Raw genomic sequence first — 18,012 nt, forward strand, 5'->3', positions numbered from 1 at the left:
GACGTCTATGGGGCGCAAACGACCAAAACAAACCAAACCGAACACACGAAAAAAACATTCTTTTTTGATGGTCTTCGCCTGTGTGATGATTGTCGCAGGAACGTTGATTTTACTTTACCCCATTGTCGGTAATTACTTAGCCAATCGCGAACGAAGCGAGGCGGTCTCCCAGTACGATGACACCTTAAAAAAGATGAGCCAAGAAGAACGAGAAGCCCAGATTCAATTGGCGAATCGTTACAACGACTACATTTATAAAAAACAAGAAGGCAAACAAGTTGACCCGATTGTCTATAGCTCTGTCGCTAGTGAAGGGGCAGTTATGGGGACCTTAGATATTCCAGCTTTGGATATTCAAGCCTTGCCCTTTTATAACGGGACCTCTTACAAAACCTTAGACAAAGGCCTGGGGCATTTTGAACCCTCTACGATTCCTGTCGGTGGGAAGAATACTCGTGCCGTGATTACCGGGCATAGTGGCGTCAAAAACCAAGTCTTGTTTACGGATGTCAAAAACTTAGTTGAAGGAGATATCTTCTTCGTCAATATTTTAGGCAAACGGTTGGCTTATGAGATTGATTCTTTTGAAGAGGTCTTACCCAGTGAAGTGGATAAGGTCAAAATCATCTCGGGGAAAGATACTGTGACGCTACTGACCTGTACGCCACCAGGGATTAATACGTATCGTTTGTTGGTGACTGGGCATCGGATTCCCTATGAAGAAGCCTTGAATAAAAAGGTCGTCAAACGAAACCTATGGAGCTACCAAAACATTGTGCTGTTGACCTTAGCGGTCAACCTCTTAGTTTTCTTAATTTTGATGGCGATTTATCGCTTCCAGCTGAGACGCTTTCGTTCTGAAGACCCAGAGGTCTCAAAGAAAGGCCGCAAACAACTGAAACGCTTGTTCTTTGTTACTAAATGTCTCTTTGTGGCGTTGTTCTTAGCAATGGTAACGATTCTTGGGATTGCGATTTATGGGTATGCCCATATGCAAGAGGAAACCGAGATGCCACAAATTAACATTGGAAAAGAAGAAGAAATTAGTCAATACAACTTAGACAAAATCAGTCAAGCAAACTTTGAAGAAAAACAAATTGCCAGTGTCAATGTCTCCAATTATGCCGAAGCCAAAACCGTGTTTCAACAAACCACCAACAATTGGGGCATCGGCAAAGTAGTGATTCCTAAGGTTGCGATTGATCTGCCTATTTTGGCTGGGTTAGCCAATGAAAATTTACTGACAGGTGCCGCGACCTACCGCAAGGAACAACAGCTGGGCAAAGGCAACTATGTCTTATTGGCCCATAATATTTTTGACCGAGATGTCTTACTGCATCGAATTCAGAACTTGGATGAGGGAGATGCGGTGTATACGACAGACTTTAAGGATGTCTATACCTACAAAGTGACTGTTAATAAAGTGATTCGTGATACGGAGGTAGCGTATGTGGAAAAACAACCTTCGGATACAACCGCGATTTTGACCTTACTACGATGTGAAGGCGACATTGGCACCATCTATCGGCGTGTGGTCCAGGGGGAGTTGAGTAGTATTCAACCCTTAAAAACAGCCGAGGTAGCGGTTCTAAAAGAATTGGGTCTGGTTCAACAAAACAAGAAAGTGACGGGTGAACTGGTCAAATCAGACCCTGTTCATTCCTTTCAAAAGCGAAGCATGTTGTTGTCTGCGCGGGTCATTTCTGAGCCGATGCAGACCATCGTGCCGTTGTTTCTGTTGTTTTTACTGCCCATTTTGTTTTTGAATTTTATCCGTTAGGAAGGAGTCCCAATGACAAACGAACACTACCACAAGCGCCAGCGTGTCCTAAAAGGGACAAAACGAAAGAAACGACGAACCCTCTGGGTGTTGTGTTTGGTTTTTCTTTTTGTTGGGGTGTCTGTGCGACAGCTCCTTGTATCGACGTATTTGATTCACCCGGTGACAGGCTCTTCCATGACACCAACCCTCAAAGAAGACGAGTGGGTCTTGGTTTCAAAAAAAGAACCCTTACAGCGTTACGCCATCATTTCCTTTTCGATGGCCGAGGAACCCGGGCAATTTGTGAAGCGGATTATTGGTTTACCAGGAGATGCCCTGTTTATTACAGGCACCCGAATGGTGATTGATTTGGATGGTACAGGCAAGTTTCTGAATACCTATAGTGTCGATCTTTCCGTCAGCTGGGCAAACACTTGGCGGGGACGAACCACCATCCCTGAAGGCTGTTACTTTGTGTTAGGCGACCACTTAGGCGTCTCCAAAGATAGCCGCGCCTTTGGTTGGGTCAAACAAGCCACCATTGAAGGAACCGTTTTGTTTAAGAACTAAAGACACAAAATAGAAAGAAAACAACTTGTTAAAAAAATGAACACAGAAGGGAGGCAAACAGATGTTGATGCTTTTTTCATGGATTGGCGGTCTATTTCTCGTGAGTTTGACTGGGCTTTTAGGCTATCGCGCGATTGTTCGGTATCAATTGAAACAACTGGCAGTAGACGATGTCGAATCCGTTCCAGCGAAAAAGAAGCTAATCTATATTAAGCAAAGAGAAAATGAAAAACATATTCATTATCTTCTTTTTTGGGGCTTAGGGATGACTTTTTTCCTCTTTTGTCTGTTTTATTACACCCTAACAATCCAACAAAAGAATACGGAAATTACCCAACAATTGACCCAAGCCAATGAAGAATTAATGACGCTGAAGACTGAACAAAAAATCTTCATTCAACAAACACCTCTACAGGAGTATCCAGAAAAAGGGCTAGGGTTAGCGGATGAAGCATGGGCGCCACTGACTTCTGAAAAGGACAATCGAAAGCTTCAGGGCAAGATGGAACAAACCCTCTCGCAAAAGCTGGCGCCTTATATCGGACTGTCGACAGTCTTACTAACAGTTGAGCCGTCGACTCAGACGATTTACTTGTCGATTCAAAATGAGGATCGAGGGAACTTGAAGATGGCGCCGGTGATTTCAAAGATCCTTGCCGAACTAACGGCGGTCAACACGCTGAAGGAAGTGACCTTCCAAACAGTCGGCATCTCCGATGGCAAGACCGAACAAAAGGAACAGTGGCAGTACACCCGTGTTGGTGAAGAAGATTTTCAATTAGTGGCGGAACAAAAATAGAGAAAGAAGGACAAACGAATGGCAGAAAAGAAACGTGAAGGTTGGTTTTTCACCAAAAATATTTTGGATGAAATCAATGAGTTATCAGATGACGATTTTTTGGATGAGGCAAGTGAAGAGAAACCCAAAACCATTGAAAAAGAAGAAAAAGTAGTGCCAATCAATCGAGAAACAGACTTTGTGACTGTCGCAGAAAAGGAAACGAACCAACAGGTTCTGGACCAAGAATTAACGCGTTTGAAATCCGAATTAAAAAAGATCAAGGAAGAGGCCATGAAAGAACCGACGGTTTCGTTAGATACCTTAGTGGCGACCCAACAAGACTACGAAAGCAAATTGACGGAGCTAAAAGAAGAAAACAAACGTCTACAAGAAAGTAAACGGACGTCTATGCAGCGAGAAGACCAGCTGTTGGACCAACTAAAGGAAGCCGAAACAACCTATGAAGTCCTCAAAAAACAATGGTCAGATGCCACGGCGCAACTAGAAGCGAAGGACACGACACGTGATAAATTAAAAATGAGAGTGATGGAAGTGGAAAACGAACTGGCTGAGACACAAGCAATCGTCGCAGAAAAAGACCAATTGCTTGCGCAAAAAGAAGAAGAAGCCACCTCTATTCATGAAGGACTACAAGCAACGCATGAAAAATTTGCGCAGTTAAGCCAACACTTGACGGAGGAAAAAGAAAAATCGGCTCAATTAACCGATCTTCTTGAAGTAAAAGAACGTCAAATTGAAGGGTTCCAAGTCCAAGAAGCAAGGAGTAGTCAAAACGAAGAACGTTACCATCAATTGGAACGCCAAGTGGCGGAATTATTGAAAGAAAACAATACGTTGACTCATGAATTGAACCAAGCCAAACAAGGCATTGGGGAAGTCTTAATCGTGGCGAAGAAACAAGCCCAACAGTTTGTGGACGAAGCCAAACTAGAAGCCAATCAATTGATTCGTGCAGCGAAGATTGAGTCGGAACAAATCGAAAGTCAAGCCAAACAAATCTCATATGAAATCAATAAATCTCGTCAAACAGTCTCTGAGATTTATGATGTCTTGGAAAAGAAAGTCAACCAACTCTTTGACCCAAGACGCGCAACTGAGCGTGACAGTCGAAGAGAACAAGCTTAGGCTCACCGATACTTAAGAAGAGAGAGGATTCGCCATGGAAAAAAAGAAAGAAGGCTGGTTCTTTAACAAGAACATCATTGAAGAAATCAATGAGCTGCCTGATGAGTTATTTGTCGAAGAAGAGGTTGAAGAAGAGGCGACCACCGATGAAGCATCTGAAGTGGTCCGTCTACAAGAAGCCCTGACAAAAACAACAGAAGAAAAGAAAACAACTGAAGCCAAATTGGTCGCTTTGATTGAAGAAGTCGCGGCTTTAAAAAGTGAGCTAGAAGAAACCAAAAACAGCACAGTAACAAACGCTGCGTCTGAAACCCAACTGGCAGCGTATCAAATCAATTATGAAAAACTAAGCAGTGAGTACGAGGCGGAAAAACAGACCAAAGAAAAGCTGCGTCACAAGCTAGGGCACTACAAACAGCTTTTGGAAGAGACTGGTGCGCTTGTGTCAGAAAAAGACACGCTTCTATTGAAGGAACAAGCAGATAAAAAGGAGCTCACAAAGGCCTTACAAGAGACCATCAAAACACTGGAAGAACGCCAACAAGATTGTCAGACGTTAGAACAGACAGTCCAAACAGCCGAGGAACAACTCACCGATTGGCAACAACGGTATGAAAACCTAACGCAACAGCTCAAAGACACACAAGCGGCGCTTCAATCTGATTCCAATGGCAGCGACCAATTGATTCAAGCTCAAAAAGAAATTCAGACATTGAAGCAACAAAATGAAGCCCTTCAACTAGAGGTTAGTCATTCCCAACAAGAGATTGGTGAAGTCTTGGTTTCCGCAAAAAAACAAGCGAAACGGACCTTAGAAGAGGCGGAAGCGGACGCCAAACGGATGATGAATTCAGCAGAGATGGCCTTAGAAAAAATCAGTCATCGGGTGAAAAAAATCTCGGTGGAAGTCGATGAATCACGAAAGAATGTCACCGAAATTTATGACGACTTACAATTTAAAATCGAAAAATTGGTGCAGGTAGGACGTTTGAACACGGAAGAGTTTAGCGACTGAGTCTTCGAATCAACTTAGTTTTCTAAGAAAGAACATTCCTGGCAGTTCTCCACTTATGAGATGAGACAGGCCAAGTAAGTGGAAAAGAGGTTTCCTAATCACCGAACAATACGTGAATAAGGGGCAGAGAGATAACGCCAACCGACTGAACTGTATGAAGCATGCATACAGGACACTTACCCGTAAAATAACTGAATGTATTCTTTCTTAGAAACAAACTAGGACGAATCAGAAAAGGATAGCTGAATGATGAAATGGTTTAAAAAGAAAAAAGGAACAGAAATCCTGCCTCGAAAAAAGCCTCTTCAAAAGACTCGGTTTCAAAAAGCTTTTGGTTTTTCAATTGGTTTTTGGGCACTGTATTCGAAGATGGATAAAAAGCAAGGGGCGGGAATTTCTAAAGAAATGGTCAAAAAGATCTATGAACGCGTGTTGGTGTTGGAAAAGAAAGAGATTTTTTTTGACCCGGATACAGAAATTTATGACACGACTTTGAAGATTCATATGAAAGACGGGACTTTGATTATTTATGGTTTTTGGAACATGAATGAGGAAGAGACCATCGATGAGATTGTCGGGGCACGTTTTTATAAGCAGGCCAAGGATGAGAAACCAAAAGAGAGTCTAAAAAAATAAAAAAAGAATAATTAAAATAACGTAACAAAGGAGGGATACTATGCGACACCAAAAATATGATGCAGCCTTTATTTTAAAGGGCGCGTATCAATTGGCCCTAAAAAAGGGCATTGATAATATCACATCAAGAGGTTTAGCCAAAGAACTGGATATCTCGACACAGCCAATCTATCTCTCTTTTCAAAATATTGAAGAGGTCAAAGAGATTTTAACAGAACAGATATTGACCAAAATTCAAAAACAGTATTTCAAGGGTGAACAAAGTCTGTCTGAGTTTTTAGCGAATTATTGTCGGTTTATTCAAGAAGACGCCTTATATTATGTCTTGTTTGCGGACAATCGCATGAAGATTCGCTCAAAGGCCTTTTTGTTTAACTTTTTTGAAGCCTGTTTTAAAGAGGAGGCACGCCTAACTACTTGTGAGAAACAGATTCTATTTTCTCGTATGCAGGGCATGATTTCCGTTCTTACTGAAACTGGCGAACTGAGCCAAAAAATGTATTTATTGGAAGAGATGATTCAATCGGATAGCCAATTGATTTTGGCTAATCAAAAGGAATTAGCAACCTCGTGAATGTTTGGATGAAAGAACCGATTCAGTATCAAATAGCGCTCGTGACACACCTCAAAAAAGTAACAAGAATCAAAATAAAAGTAGGAGATTTTGTCTGTTGACATAGTCTCCTGCTTTTTTAGGCTGAACAAAAAATAAACACCTCTTATCCCAACTAACCTACGTGAGGATTTTATACATTGCCTATTTCTTTTCCTAGATATAGAAGATTAGCCAGATACACTGTTTTAGAGTGACACAGTTCAAAGTAACGTTCAGCATCTAGAGTGAGGACTAGCTATCTGAAAGAACCCCACGACTTTAACTACAGAGAGTTACTGAAGAAGATTGCATCTGCCCAGACATTTATTCGACACATTCAGATAATTTCTCCAATATTATGTTCTATTCTCAAAATATTTCTGTTCAAATAGTCTGCTCGCTCAAAAGAATAGTTGTTGCAGAAGAGAGCATATGCAATTACAGGAGGATTGTGAATTTAGTCATATCCTATCCCTCAATATTTTTTACAGGGAAAAATTATTGAGATAAATTCCCAGTCTTGCTTGTTTATACTGAAAATAAGATAAAAAAGATTTGAAAAACGAGGGTTAAAAAAAGGCCACGTTTACTTTACGATTGTTGTAACTATGAATGGGAAACAACGATCATATATTGACTGGTTGTCCCGTTTTTTTAGAAACTATCAAAAAAATAGGATAACGTTAGTAATAATACCATATATTATTTTTATAGGAGGTGAAAAAATGAATAGAAAAACGATAGAGAAAATATTATCAACAGTTGTGATGAGTGTGCTTTTGTTAAATCCAATAACTGTATTTTCTCACACAATTGAATCAACGACTAGACCAGTTGAAGATTCAGAATCAGCAAGTCTGATTCCGGAAGTAAACTCTGCTACGCTATCCAAACGGCTTAGTGATTTCACTTCAGAATCAGGGAATTTTGGCAGCATGGAGACTTCACAAAACTCAGAAGATACTTCTGATGGGGAAGAAGTATCTAAAGACTCTACTGAAGAACAGGTAGTAAATTCGACGGAGGAGGAGTCAATAAATTCTGAAGAAAGTATTTCATCTTCCACTGAGGAAAATGAAGAATCTGTCAATACGAATGAGACAGAAACAAGCACTGAGGAAAGTACTGAAGAAAGTAGTCAATCAGAAAAAGAGGCTCACGCCGAGAAGATACCGACTGCAACCAGTATTTCAGTAGCAACTGGAGCAGAGTTACAGGATGCGTATAACAATCCAGTAGTTACATCTGTTACTTTCACAAGGAACATAACTGTAACTGGCTCCAATGTGATGAAGGACCGTTCTACTTCTTTCACTATTGAATGATTACAGCTAGTTTACTTGCAACAATTACTTGTTCAGCGATTGGCTTAGGCGCAACAACTGCTTTTGCAGAAGAAAAATCAATTATTTCCGATGGGGTTGTTCAATTTATCCCAGGAACAGATGGAACAAAACCGATTGATCCAGATGTTGATCCTGAAAACCCAGACACAGATGGATCAGTGACGCCAGTCGATCCAACAAACCCTGGTGGTGAGCCAAATCCAGGAACTACAGGACCTTTTAGTATCGACTTTGCTTCATCATTTAATTTTGGTTTAAACAAAATTACTAACCAAACGATGGACTATTATGCGCGTGCCCAAACCTTTACTGGCGGAACTTCAGAAAGAGCTAACTATGTTCAAGTTTCTGACAACCGTGGAACCAAAGAAGGCTGGACGCTTACTGTGACACAAAAAGAGCAATTAAAAGCAACAACAGCAACAACAGCAACAACAAATGATACTTTGACGGGAGCAGAGATTACTTTAAATGACTCAGCAGTTAATAGCGTATCAACAAGTACTGCACCTGTTGCAGAAGCTACGATGACATTAGTGCCAGGCGAACCATCAACAGTGATGTCTGCAAAAGTCGGCGAAGGTGCGGGAACACATCTTACAAAATGGGGAACAGATGAAGAAACTGGAGCCAAAAGTGTTGCTTTAGAAATCCCTGGCGGTTCTACGAAAGAAAAAGCTGTCTATTCTACAAAACTTATATGGACATTATCAGATACACCAGGAGCATAATTAATTTTAAAAGTAGAGGTTGGGACAGGAGTGTTTAACTCCGAGAAATAAGAAGGAATTCACGGAAATTGTTCTTCAAATTTTTGTGAATTTCAGCTTATTTCCGAAGGAGTTGCTTCTGTACCCACCGTTTATTCGGATAAAGAGAGACTTGATAAATGAAAAAAAATTGCCGTACTGTTTACTCTACTCATGTTAGGAAGTGTCGAATCAGCATTTGCAGCAGAATTTAACTTTTCAGTTGAAACGATTCCTTCTGAGTATCAGGTGGACAAGAAAAAAACTTATTTAGACTTACGATTAGAACCAAATCAGGTCAGGGAAGAAAGGTATATTTTAGCCAATGGAACAAAAAATGATGTAGAATTAGAAGTGACCATTAACCATGCAGTAACGAATCTGAATGGGGTTGCCAATTATAAGGCAGGCGAAACAAAAAACATGGATGGTCTGAAGTATTTTATCGAGGGTCTAGTGACCTATGAGACAGATGTAACGATCCCTGCAAACAGTACAATCACCTATCCGGTAACGATTAAAATGCCAAAAGAAGATTTTGATGGTGTCTTAGCTGGAGGAGTGACCTTTAAAGAGAAAACAAAGACAAGAAAAAAATCTGATGAGACTAGTGGAATGGCTATCGAAAACGAATTTTCATTTGTAAAAGGCTTGACTCTTCATGAAGAGAAACCGTTGAAAGAACCAATAATTTTTTCTATCAAATCTTTTTTGAGACCCTCAGAGATGACTCCGACCACCTGAATTTGAAGCAAAAATCATTTTCTCTAAATTTTCTGGAACAATAGTCAGTTTAGCCTACCTACTAGATGAAAAAGAATCGTTACGATATCAATTAATCTTAAAAGAATCCGTTCCTATCAACTTAGATAAATATGTATGAATCAATAGCTGTCCTGAAAATGTACGCATTTTTCCAGGGCAGCTTTCTGTTTAAATAATCTCCGCTGATTATTGAGGAAACGAACAATAATCCAACTTTTTTCCTCTGAACAAAAAAATAGAGAAAAAGAATGAGTTAGAGAGTTTTTTGGTAGCAAAATTCTAGTATAATTTACTTGTTAAAGTATTGATGCGTGTTCACTCAACGCGTTGAAGGATAAAGCTACTCATGCCTTTTTTGTATGTCTCTTGTTTTTTGGTTATTCATTTTAGCCATCTTCTCAAGTAAATTTTTTCTATTTATGATTTAGTACCTAAATATGAATATATTGCTGGAGATACAAAATACCAAACGAAATTTTACTGAACGAGAGAAATTAAATTACGTGAAAGAGCCGTATCCTGCTTCGTATAACTTCATTGAAAGCTTGAAGAATAATGAGAATGAGTGTACAAATTATGCCAACAAAGGAATCTAATCATATGAGAAAGTCTGTAAAAATATTATTAACTCTGCTAATTAGTTCAATTATTATACTTATTTCAATGAGTATTTACAATAGAATAAAAATTCAAAATATTTTTGATGAAATTTATTATGATAGTAGAAATGCTTCTGGAGAGGGCTGGGACAGAAGATCTTCATTAGGGAGCATCAAAGGAATGTCTGCTAGTGCTACGAACTTATCCTCTGAAAGTGAGAGAATAATAGTTGAAACGTATAGGTCAGGAAACTTAAGTGCTCCAATGAAGAGCTTAAGTATTATGAATAACAGTACAAAAAAGGACTTAGAAATTAGTTATTCCTATACGCTTACACAGAACATATCTATTTTTTTTGAAAATATTTACAATGTAAAAACTAGAGAGTTAACAAAAGCCATATCTTTTGTAGAAGCAAATTCTGGTAAGAGGATAACAGACCAGAAAGAAGTTGAGGAGACAATAAAGACTTACAAGATCACAGATGAACAATTGGCAGCGTGGAATCATCAAGGTATGGATGAAGTGTTCCTTAAAGATTGGCTATCTGTTTATCCCAGCAGATATTCATCTGAAAAACCTGGAAATGTAAGTGTGAATACGCAATGGTAATAGCTCCCTTTATTTTATATAAGGCGCATTTTCACATTTACTGAAAAAAATTTTTTTAGTAAACTTGGCTCATTTGTTCCAATTTATAAATATGAAATTGATTCATCTATAGTACGAACGATAATATTTTTATGTGTTACTCTGATACTTTTACTGATATTGCTCGTAATGTAGTGATTATAAAAACGAAAAATAAGAATGTCGAGAGGTGGTAAAAAGACTGGTTGTCCAATTGGAGGCATTTTTCGACTTTACATTCTTTTTAGCGGCACAACGATTAGGTGAGATAAAATAGAAATTGAGGCCTTTATTTGCAAATAAATTGTTAAAATACATGCGAAAACAAAGCATAAAACAAACCTGCGACCGAAATCGTCAAAGATTTCAGTCGCAGGTTTTCTGGTTATCTATTAAAACAGAATTTCTGTTCGTACATTTTCAGCGAGCGTTAAATACTCAGGGTTTGGTTTTACATCGGTAATGATACTTTCAAAAGAGGACCAATCAGAGAATTTGTACGCGTGTTTCTTGTCAAATTTGGTATGATCAACCAATAAGATTGTCTGACTGGATAGACGCATCACTTCTGTCCCAACCTCAACTTCTATTTTGTGTAATTGTTTGAGGCTCAAATTAATTTACCCCTAAATTCTTATTGGCTAATGGAATAAATATGGTATGATAATCGTTACATTACATAAATAAAGGAGAGCGCAATGCCAGAATTAATGAAAGATATGTACAACGCGACGTCACTTCAAAAGCTCGCTGAAGATATCCATTCGGTTTATCGTCCTTTTAAAATCAATGAATTTTTATCAGCTACAATGGACGCGGAGTGGCAAGATATAGAGTTAAAAGGGAGAGTTCGAAAAGTTAGTACGACTATAGGAGCGTATTTGACATCAGATTATCGGGAGAACTTACAAATTTTAGACCAGGTAGTTGCTAATTTTTCAGGATTTTTTGGAACAGTATTTCCTGACTTTGTAGAAGTTTATGGTCAGGCAACAGAGGATTGGGAGGTATCGATTGCCACCTTAAAAAACTACACACAATATTCTTCCTCTGAGTTTGCGATTCGTCCGTTCATCGCCAAACAACCAGAGAAGATGTTGAAGCTTATGTTGGAATGGACGCAAGATGAAAATGAGCATATCCGTCGATTGTCCAGTGAAGGCTGTCGTTCGCAATTACCTTGGGCGCAGTCAATTCCTGAATTAAAAAAGAATCCAGTGGGGATATTGCCCATATTGGAAGAGCTTAAGGCAGATACATCCAAATATGTTCAAAAAAGCGTTGCGAATAGTTTGAATGATATCTCTAAAACACATCCAGAATTAGTCGTACCCTTAGTCAATGAGTGGTATGGAAAAAGGGATGAGACCAATTGGATTGTGAAACATGGTTGTAGAACCTTGTTAAAAAAAGGCAATCGGGAAATTCTAGCCTTATTCGGGTACCATGATGGCGCAGAAATTCAAATTATGGATTTCACTCCAAATACAACTAGCTTGGCTATTGGTGAAGAGCTAACTTTTTCATTTTCTGTTCAAGTAGAGCAGGCCACAAAAGTTAGACTAGAATACGGCGTGGATTATGTGAAGGCCAATGGAAAAAGAAATCGAAAAATTTTTCGGATTTCAGAAACGTCACTAAAGGAACAAGAAAAGAAACTGTATACAAAAAAACAGGCTTTTGCAGATTTAAGTACACGCAAGCATTATCCTGGTTTACATACCATAACGTTGATTGTCAACGGGGTAGAACGAGGGAAATTTGATTTTGAGTTGAGCGAATAAAAAAAGAGTGGATAAAAGAGAATGAGTGAACATGTTTCCATCAATTTCTGCGAATAATAACTTATTTCTAAACCTTCAACTCTAGCATGCAACTTGCGTAGAAGTTGTTGATATCAGAGTTGTTTCTGATATCAGGAGCGTGGGCATAACTATTCAAGTTATAGCTCACTCTTTTTATATTGAGAGAACATGAAATCACTAGTACTGGCTTTTTTTGTTCTATGCACTAGGTTCAACTAAAATAACTAAATGATTTCGCTTAATTTCTTAGTTAGATAACAGCAGAACGGATTCCATTCGCACGAAACTTATATTATACTTTACTAAGAATACTATCGTTTGAACGCCTATATAAAAAGAAGTCAGTTTGTATTCTAAGAGAATAAACTTAATTCATTTCCAATTTAATGGACGATAATTTTTAAAGTTTTGAATAAAATATCAGAGTTTTTAAAGGAAACAATGGTCGTGGCTGAGGTAGAAGCTACTGGGGGTAGACACAGAGTCAAGGATAAGTAGGAGAGAAGAGATTGAAAAAGGAAACGGGTCACTTAACAAGAAACTCAAAAAATATTAAACAGACCAAACAATTATTAAGAAGAGAGATTGCTAGTACGACGGATTCAGAAACTAAAATAGAACTCACAAAAATGTTAATAAAAATCGAAAGAGACGAAAAAAATCGATTTATGCGCTGGGCCTTGTTGATTGGTCTACTGCTTATTGCGAGTATCGGCTTTTTGTATTTTTTGGGTGATAATCTAGAGAATGAACCTACTCAAAAGGCGATGGGGACCTCAAATACGAGCACAGGTCAGACGAAGAATAGTCAACCAGTTTCAGCTGCTGAGACTACGGAATCGCGCCCATTAGAAACGAGTTTATCAGAAGAGCAGTTGAAGGAATGGGTTCTTTCGGTTTTACAATTGATACCAGAACCTACGACTCACTATACTTTTGACGTGTACGTAGAAAAGAGTGATCAATTGGCGTATATTACTGTGAATGTTGACCAATTAGGCAATCTTGGTCTCTTTAGAGTAAATGCGCAAGGGGAACTGGAGGCCAGTGGTAGAATAACTTTATCTTCAAATGATTCAGAGTGGGTGGTATTATCAAAAAAATATTTGGATACAAGCATAGCAGCTGATTATTTTGGAGAACGTCAACATAATCTATCAAAGCTGACTGATCAAACGGAGATAGCTAAAAAGCTACTTATTGGAAATACATATACAATTGTTCCAACGTTATATGATAATGTAGACGCTGCAAAAGCGATGGATGAAAGTCTTGCCCCACAAAATTTACTGCATGATGGAATTCAAACAATTACTTTTGTAGATGATACAACTGTTTTCGTAGAACTGGCTGGAACTTATCGACCGAATCACAATAAGAGCTATACATTATCAGCGGATACTTTCTATTACAATAACTATTCTATTCCTTATTCAATAAATAATGGTCAAATTACGTTTGATTCTTGGACGACGAGTCTGAGTGGGCATACAGTCACCTGGTCAATGGCGATATCAAAGCATTAAGCAATAGGCGCTAGTATTATATAAAAAGAGGACTTGAGGTTCTCTTTTTTGTTTAGAATAGGTTATGTGTGAATAGGAGGCTATGATTATTTTTGCTGCAAATTAGATGGATTTGGAGAGTGACACCTTATAATTTCAGTGGGCAATTATCCCTGACTGAATGCGTGCTATCAATGCTTTTCCGTAGTTTATTTTTTGGCTACTATGTTTCTCTGATAAGCACTTCACTTGGGTTAAATAATTTTTATAGTTCAAAGTATCGCTCATTAAAAATAATAAAATCAATAGAATATCAACAATTGTAAATGCGTCATATTTTGCATTTTTTTCAAGTCTTCTAATTCGTCATCGCTCATTCCTAGCTCTTCTTTTGTATATCCCTCATGTGTTCTTCAAAAGAATACCCATCACTTGGTTTGTATGGATTACGTAACATCATTAGGCTAAATTCTACGATTAATTTAGAATTTTCTCTCAATAGAAGGAATAAATCATCAACTATTTGAGTATTCGTTTTATTAAGATAATGGGCGACTAGGTTAATTTCTTCGTCTATATATTCTTGATACGCTTTACTTGAATATTGAAGTAACTCCACACAAAAAAGCTCTTCTGATAGGTTATTTTTTATAATCTTGTAAACTTCTATCTTCCCTTATAGAGTCATCTCAGTATGTTTATAATTTTAGGTAGGATAATTCAATATGTAAACTTTCCATTCTTGTCCTATTAAATGGTTTTCTCCATTCTATGCTTGGCTATTTTTAGCATAAAATTGGTGAAGCGAGTATAAGAAGTTCGGTAATACATACTCATGTAACGTATGCTGCTTCTATCATACTAAAAAATTTTTCTGTGATTGTTTGTAAAACCAACTAACGATTGTTGTTTTCTTTCAAGTGATTAGCAGCTATTCCGACATATGCGAGCTTAAAACCATTTGAGATAGCCAAGTTCATAGACGTCGTATGAGTAAACTGTGTTGTATAGGTACAAAGATAATCAGGATAGTCCGTTTGAATTTTGTGACAGATTTTATTTAGAAGCTGAGTAGCAATCCCTTTTCCACGGCGATGTTCATCAACTTTTAGGCCAATTTCAATCGTTTGTTTTCCAGTTTTATTACAACCAATCAAGCCAATAATTTGATCGTTTTCTATGTATGAAAAGCCAAAAATATCAGGATTTTTCTCGTCAAAACAAAAACATTCAGAGACTAATGGGTGTTCCTTATAAGTGGTGATTTGTTCTTGCTCAATCAAATGGATAGCATCACTATCGGCATCCTCTACAGGTTTATTTAAAATAAACAGTGGGAAATAGTTCGTCATCGTTAGGTTATGTGCCTTAAAAGTAGCTCGCAGGTGTTCTAAATTACGTTCGATACCAAACCATTCGTTAGATTGATTGCCATAGATACGTATCATGTCATTTAAAAATGACTGGTTGGTTGAACGTACATAGAGATGAGTATTGTAGATGACAAGATACGTGTCCGTTTTCGCATAGATGTTCATTGCGTCACTAACAGGTGCACAAGAAAAGGTATTTCTCGGTTCAATAGTTGTTGCAAAATCAATTGAAAGCTGTTTATCTAAAAGTTTCATGTATGCTTCTCCTTTTTAAACTAAGAATAGCATTTTGAGTGGGGAAAGGGAAGATGCGAAGAACCTAAATCATAAAGCTTTAGCTGCAAAAAGAACTAACAAAAAATAAGAAGCAATAGTTTAGCAAATATATAACATAACTCGTTTAATTTTTTGTAGGTTATTTTCTTCGAATATGATATTCTAAAGAAAAGTGATTTATAGAAAATTTATCTGTATTGGAACACCTTTACCAAACAGGCCACATACAAACAGACAAAAATAGATACATAAAAATTATTTTTAAAATAGGTCATTCCATGTTTGAAAAAATGGGCGAATAATCGGATAGTTTTCTATGCTCTTTTGATGCTTACTGAAACTGATTAGAAATGAAGTGAATGGTAGATGAGTGAAAACTCGCTTCAACTCTTTATTGACTTCTTATTTTTTACTGTTTTTGTGAGTTTAATTTTAGTTTCTTTATTTTGAGGAGGAGTAGTTGTGGAGATATCCTATCAGGAAATGTTATTTTTATTTCTCGGAGGACTAGGAATTTTTCTATTTGGTATGAAGTACATGGGGGATGGCTTGCAAAAAACAGCAGGTGATTCACTACGAGAAATACTCAACACATTTACATCGACGCCTTTACGAGCTGTACTAGCTGGTTTGGTTGTCACAGCAATTATTCAGAGCAGTTCGGGAACAACCGTTTTAACGGTAAGCTTAGTAAGTGTTGGTTTTATGTCCCTACGACAAGCAATTGGTGTTATTATGGGCGCCAATGTGGGAACTACGGTCACGGCCTTTATCATTGGATTTAATTTAAGCTCCTATGCTTTACCGATTATGGGAATTGGCTCTATTTTATTATTCTTCTCCAAACGTGAAAGAATTAATAATATTGGGCAAATTCTTTTTGGATTTGGTTGTTTATTTTATGGCTTAAAATTAATGGGAAATGGAATGGCTCCGCTACAAGAGCTTCCTCAATTTGCTGATTTGATGGTTAATGTGGCACATCACCCTATTTTGGGCGTGGGAATCGGAACTTTACTGACGATGGTTTTACAAAGCTCAAGTGCGACAATTGGTATTCTACAACAGTTATATACGCAAGGAAGTTTAGAAATCGGTGCAGCTTTACCTATCCTTTTTGGTGATAATATTGGGACGACAATAACAGCGGTAATCGCAGCTTTAGGAACAAGTATTGCAGCGAAAAGAACAGCGGCTTCTCATGTGGTCTTTAATTTGGTAGGTGCTGTGATTTTTACAATCCTTTTATCGCCATTTACTTCAGTTGTTTTAAAGGTGACGGAAGTCTTTGGATTAAATCCAGCAATGCAGATTGCAGTGGCTCACGGAATTTTTAATTTTTCTAATTTATTAATTCAATTCTGGTTTATTGGACAAATTGAACAGCTGGTGCGCAAAATTATTCCTGGGTCGGATAAAGAGAGTGGCATCAACTTCACTCCGTCTAATTTAAATGAAGCAATTATACAAAATTCCCCAACTTTAGCATTAAATCAAGCAAAAATTGAATTATTACAAATGGGGGAATATGTATTAGGTGCATATGAGTCAACTAAGTTTTTCTATGAAAAACAAGACCCTATTGATCGAGAAAATGTTACTCAGTATGAGACAGCAATTAACGACATGGATAATCGATTAACAGAGTACCTCGTGCAACTATCTTCGACTGAGCTGACGATAGCAGAAAGTCATGAACAAACAATGATGTTAGAGTTAACCAAGGATTTAGAACGAATTGGCGATCATTGTGGAAATATCATTCGAAATATTGATGAAGCAATTAAGCTAGAGAAGAAGCAGCAAGCAAAAGATAAAAAGTTAGGGAAATCTTCTAGTCGCGAGATGACACTAACTTATGATGAAGATTTAATTGAATTATTTAATAAAGTTAAGAAAAATATTGAGGATTCACTTTGCGCATTTGAAAAGAATGACAAAGAAATGGCTGCACATATATTAGAACGAGAAGAACAGATTGATGAACGTGTTAGACTACTTCGTAAGAAATACATTTCAATTATGAATAGTGGCCAAGGTAGAGCTGCAGATAGTATGCTGTTTATTGATTCCGCATCTAACTTGGAAAGAATGAGTGACCGTTCTGTTCATATGGCCAAATATGTTCTAGGTGAACGGTATGGAACAGAGACTATTGCTGTAGAGCATTCTATCAATCCAATTATTGTCGAAAATTAATGGTAAAATAGCCGCTGAAGTGCATAATTAAGTTAACAAAGAGACAGATTTGAAGAGGTAATTTTCTCCTTCAAGGCTGTCTCTTTCAGTTATCTTAGGAAATATTTATACTTTATTACCATCTAGCTGAAATTATATGGAAGTTGAAAAATTATTCTAAGTAACACTGATCATGTTACTCAGTGAATCAGTAAGTGACTAGAATATTGTTGCCTTCTAAAGAGAACTTTTAATAGAGACTAGGACAGATGTTTGCATT

The 18,012-nt window shown here is 37.7% G+C and carries 16 protein-coding genes and 1 pseudogene; 15 read left to right on the plus strand and 2 right to left on the minus strand.

The window, feature by feature from the left end; translation table 11 throughout:
* Positions 1-7 precede the first annotated feature (7 nt).
* The 12 genes and pseudogenes from IGI37_RS06915 to IGI37_RS06970 all read left to right on the plus strand — a co-directional run bounded on the left by IGI37_RS06915 (position 8) and on the right by IGI37_RS06970 (position 10,577).
* Complete coding sequence (locus IGI37_RS06915) at positions 8-1,780, plus strand: class C sortase (protein ID WP_438760812.1); 1,773 nt, start codon at positions 8-10, stop codon at positions 1,778-1,780.
* 12 nt (positions 1,781-1,792) lie between these two features.
* Entirely contained in the window at positions 1,793-2,332 is a 540-nt protein-coding gene (gene lepB / locus IGI37_RS06920; RefSeq protein ID WP_438760813.1) for a signal peptidase I, read from the plus strand.
* A 61-nt stretch (positions 2,333-2,393) separates the two neighbouring features.
* A complete protein-coding gene (locus IGI37_RS06925) occupies positions 2,394-3,131 on the plus strand; it encodes a hypothetical protein (protein WP_438760814.1) in 738 nt (245 codons plus the stop codon).
* An 18-nt stretch (positions 3,132-3,149) separates the two neighbouring features.
* On the plus strand, positions 3,150-4,259 hold the full coding sequence (locus tag IGI37_RS06930) for a hypothetical protein (RefSeq protein ID WP_438760815.1): 1,110 nt from the start codon (positions 3,150-3,152) through the stop codon (positions 4,257-4,259).
* Between the two features lie 34 nt (positions 4,260-4,293).
* Positions 4,294-5,274, plus strand: a complete 981-nt coding sequence (locus IGI37_RS06935) for a hypothetical protein (protein WP_438760816.1) — start codon at positions 4,294-4,296, stop codon at positions 5,272-5,274.
* A 249-nt stretch (positions 5,275-5,523) separates the two neighbouring features.
* Positions 5,524-5,910: a hypothetical protein gene (locus IGI37_RS06940; RefSeq protein ID WP_438760817.1), complete on the plus strand. Its 387-nt coding sequence runs from the start codon at positions 5,524-5,526 to the stop codon at positions 5,908-5,910.
* 40 nt (positions 5,911-5,950) lie between these two features.
* Positions 5,951-6,484: a hypothetical protein gene (locus tag IGI37_RS06945; protein ID WP_438760818.1), complete on the plus strand. Its 534-nt coding sequence runs from the start codon at positions 5,951-5,953 to the stop codon at positions 6,482-6,484.
* Between the two features lie 746 nt (positions 6,485-7,230).
* The gene (locus IGI37_RS06950) at positions 7,231-7,830 is read left to right on the plus strand and encodes a hypothetical protein (protein WP_438760819.1); all 600 of its coding nucleotides are present in this window, start codon (positions 7,231-7,233) and stop codon (positions 7,828-7,830) included.
* Positions 7,827-8,582 (plus strand): WxL domain-containing protein, encoded by a 756-nt coding sequence (locus tag IGI37_RS06955; RefSeq protein ID WP_438760820.1) that lies wholly within the window; start codon positions 7,827-7,829, stop codon positions 8,580-8,582. The genes IGI37_RS06950 and IGI37_RS06955 overlap by 4 nt, the downstream gene beginning before the upstream one ends.
* A gap of 19 nt (positions 8,583-8,601) precedes the next feature.
* A pseudogene (locus IGI37_RS06960) lies at positions 8,602-8,724 on the plus strand (DUF3788 family protein); the annotation flags it as partial.
* A 50-nt stretch (positions 8,725-8,774) separates the two neighbouring features.
* Entirely contained in the window at positions 8,775-9,344 is a 570-nt protein-coding gene (locus tag IGI37_RS06965; RefSeq protein ID WP_438760822.1) for a DUF916 domain-containing protein, read from the plus strand.
* A 597-nt stretch (positions 9,345-9,941) separates the two neighbouring features.
* Complete coding sequence (locus IGI37_RS06970; RefSeq protein ID WP_438760824.1) at positions 9,942-10,577, plus strand: TipC family immunity protein; 636 nt, start codon at positions 9,942-9,944, stop codon at positions 10,575-10,577.
* Positions 10,578-10,987: 410 nt separating this feature from the next.
* On the opposite strand, the gene IGI37_RS06975 is transcribed toward IGI37_RS06970, so the two are convergent.
* Positions 10,988-11,209, minus strand: a complete 222-nt coding sequence (locus IGI37_RS06975) for a hypothetical protein (protein ID WP_438760826.1) — start codon at positions 11,207-11,209, stop codon at positions 10,988-10,990.
* Between the two features lie 84 nt (positions 11,210-11,293).
* On the opposite strand from IGI37_RS06975, the gene IGI37_RS06980 reads away from it, so the two are divergent.
* Both IGI37_RS06980 and IGI37_RS06985 read left to right on the plus strand, forming a co-directional pair.
* Positions 11,294-12,379: a DNA alkylation repair protein gene (locus IGI37_RS06980; protein WP_438760827.1), complete on the plus strand. Its 1,086-nt coding sequence runs from the start codon at positions 11,294-11,296 to the stop codon at positions 12,377-12,379.
* A gap of 530 nt (positions 12,380-12,909) precedes the next feature.
* A complete protein-coding gene (locus IGI37_RS06985; RefSeq protein ID WP_438760828.1) occupies positions 12,910-13,926 on the plus strand; it encodes a hypothetical protein in 1,017 nt (338 codons plus the stop codon).
* Between the two features lie 875 nt (positions 13,927-14,801).
* Here IGI37_RS06985 and IGI37_RS06990 read toward each other — a convergent pair.
* A complete protein-coding gene (locus tag IGI37_RS06990) occupies positions 14,802-15,533 on the minus strand; it encodes a GNAT family N-acetyltransferase (protein ID WP_438760830.1) in 732 nt (243 codons plus the stop codon).
* 489 nt (positions 15,534-16,022) lie between these two features.
* On the opposite strand from IGI37_RS06990, the gene IGI37_RS06995 reads away from it, so the two are divergent.
* Positions 16,023-17,753: a Na/Pi cotransporter family protein gene (locus IGI37_RS06995; protein WP_438763607.1), complete on the plus strand. Its 1,731-nt coding sequence runs from the start codon at positions 16,023-16,025 to the stop codon at positions 17,751-17,753.
* The last annotated feature ends 259 nt before the right edge of the window (positions 17,754-18,012 follow it).

The organism is Enterococcus sp. AZ194 (genome assembly GCF_051713825.1).
In the GTDB taxonomy this organism is placed as follows: Bacteria; Bacillota; Bacilli; order Lactobacillales; family Enterococcaceae; genus Enterococcus_K.